Genomic DNA, 1,865 nt, shown 5'->3' with positions numbered 1-1,865 from the left:
CCCCTCGTCGGATGGGAATGGTCAAAGCTCTCTCTGGGTCAGAACCGGGAACACTGCTCAAGGGCCTGAAGATTCTTCAGGTGCTGGGCGACACTCCGGCGGGTGTGCGATTCTCCGAGCTGGCTACCGCGACCGAACTCGCCAACTCTACGGCCCATCGCATTCTCGGTATCCTGGTCGATCGGGGCTTCGTGCAGTACCATCAGCAGAGCCGTCTCTACACTCTCGGGCTGAAGCTTTTCGAGCTGAGCCAGAAAGTTAACGCGGTCTTGGGAGTGGCGGAGGTTGCGCGCCCACTCATGCGTGAGCTCGCCGATCGCACAGGTATGCTCGTAAGCTTCGACGTCCTTGACGGTGTGAACATCGTTGTTATCGAGCGCGCCGATCCGCCGACACGCATTCGCATCGGTGGCGAACTCGGCATGCGTGAGCCGATCTACTCCACCGCCGCCGGCAAGTGCATGCTGGCCACATTGGCTGACAGCGAACGTAAGACCCTTCTCGCCAGAATGGTTCTCACTCCCCAGACCAGGAATACACTCATCGATCCGGCCGCTCTGGCAACCGAAATCGCCGAAGTGGAACGACAGGGATTTGCCATCGGCGACGAGGAAAACGAACAAGGCGTACGCTCGATCGCCGTTGCGATCCCGACGCCGCAAGGGCGAAGGCGGGCAGCACTGTCGCTCGCCGCCCCCTCCTTCGTGACTGACCGCGAGACAATAGTAAAGTATCTGCCGGCGCTGCATGCAGCGGCCAAGGACATCGGCGCACGCATCGGGCCGCTTTGATCCGAGCAACCGGTAGCTATGGACGGAAACTAGCTAAGCTAGTGCTCGCTGAGGCGTAAAACACCGATATGTCCAACACGCCCCCAAAAAAACCCAGCCCATGAGATCGCGGACACCAGTGATTCCGCGTATTCCCGGACAAATTCGGGGGGGATCTGATGTCGTTCTCAGGAGCGCCGTTCTGGCAATGGCTGAAGATCAGCAACAGCTCGGTTTCGACCTATCTGCTGCGCGTGCCGACCCACGTAGTCGAAGAATCTCTGCACCGACAGTCGCCCGGGCGCAAGTAGTGAATAGCTTGCAACTCACTGAGAACTGCCTCGACTATACGGTCGTGCCGATTTGGAGCCCTTCTCGCACGGCCTCCTCGGCTGTCCGCGGGGCGAGACAGTCGCCGATCACGTGCAACTCTCCTGTGTAGTCGACCAATTGTTCCTCCAGCGTAGTGTCGGCGGAATGACCTTGGGCAAGGACCAGGCTATCGACATCTTCGCACATGAGAGCGCTGCCGCTTAACGCGTGCTCGAAATATACGGTGTCCGAATCCACGCCGATGAGGCGTGCATAAGGGATGATCTCCACGCCAAGCTTATGAAGTTTGGCCAGAGCATGATTACGCACATATGACTGGATCATCTGGCCAGGCTCTGTACCCGTAACAGCCAATCGAACGTGATGACCGGACTGGGCGTATTTCTCGGCGAGGCCAAGTCCAACCCAGTCGCAACGCCAGTCAGCGATCACGATCCGACTTCCTAGCTTAAGCTCGTCTGCGACTGCCTGCCATGCATCAACGATCTGTGCGCCATCGCCAATCTCGAGGCGTGGTCGGCGTGGTGTTGCGCCTGTTGCCAGAATGACCGTATCAACTTTGAGGCTTGCAAGCATTTCGGGCGTAACGTGAACGCGTGTCCTGATTTCCACCCCAGCGGCGTCGGCTTCGCGACCGAGATTTGTAATAAGTCCCCCAAATTCGGAGCGGCCCGGGGGGGGGGGGGGGGACCCCCCCCCGGCCCCCGCCGTTGGGGGGTTTGTGACAACAGGGTGGATTTGTGCGCGGGGGGGGCCGCCGCG

General features: G+C 59.8%; 3 protein-coding genes. 2 read left to right on the top strand and 1 reads right to left on the bottom strand.

The window, feature by feature from the left end:
• Both NKI39_RS34120 and NKI39_RS34115 read left to right on the top strand, forming a co-directional pair.
• Nucleotides 1–791: IclR family transcriptional regulator (locus NKI39_RS34120; RefSeq protein WP_352837539.1), on the top strand; the 791-nt coding region annotated here is incomplete at its 5' end.
• 158 nt (nt 792–949) lie between these two features.
• Complete coding sequence (locus NKI39_RS34115) at nt 950–1,081, top strand: hypothetical protein (RefSeq protein ID WP_352837537.1); 132 nt, start codon at nt 950–952, stop codon at nt 1,079–1,081.
• A gap of 34 nt (nt 1,082–1,115) precedes the next feature.
• Here NKI39_RS34115 and NKI39_RS34110 read toward each other — a convergent pair whose 3' ends face one another.
• The gene (locus tag NKI39_RS34110) at nt 1,116–1,679 is read right to left on the bottom strand and encodes an FAD-dependent oxidoreductase (protein ID WP_352837534.1); all 564 of its coding nucleotides are present in this window, start codon (nt 1,677–1,679) and stop codon (nt 1,116–1,118) included.
• Nucleotides 1,680–1,865: the final 186 nt, after the last annotated feature.

The sequence above is a fragment of the Mesorhizobium sp. M0664 genome (assembly GCF_040320565.1).
Taxonomy (GTDB): domain Bacteria; phylum Pseudomonadota; class Alphaproteobacteria; order Rhizobiales; family Rhizobiaceae; genus Mesorhizobium.
The sequence above is the reverse complement of the archived record's forward strand: the minus strand, read 5'-3'. Positions and strand labels throughout refer to the sequence as shown.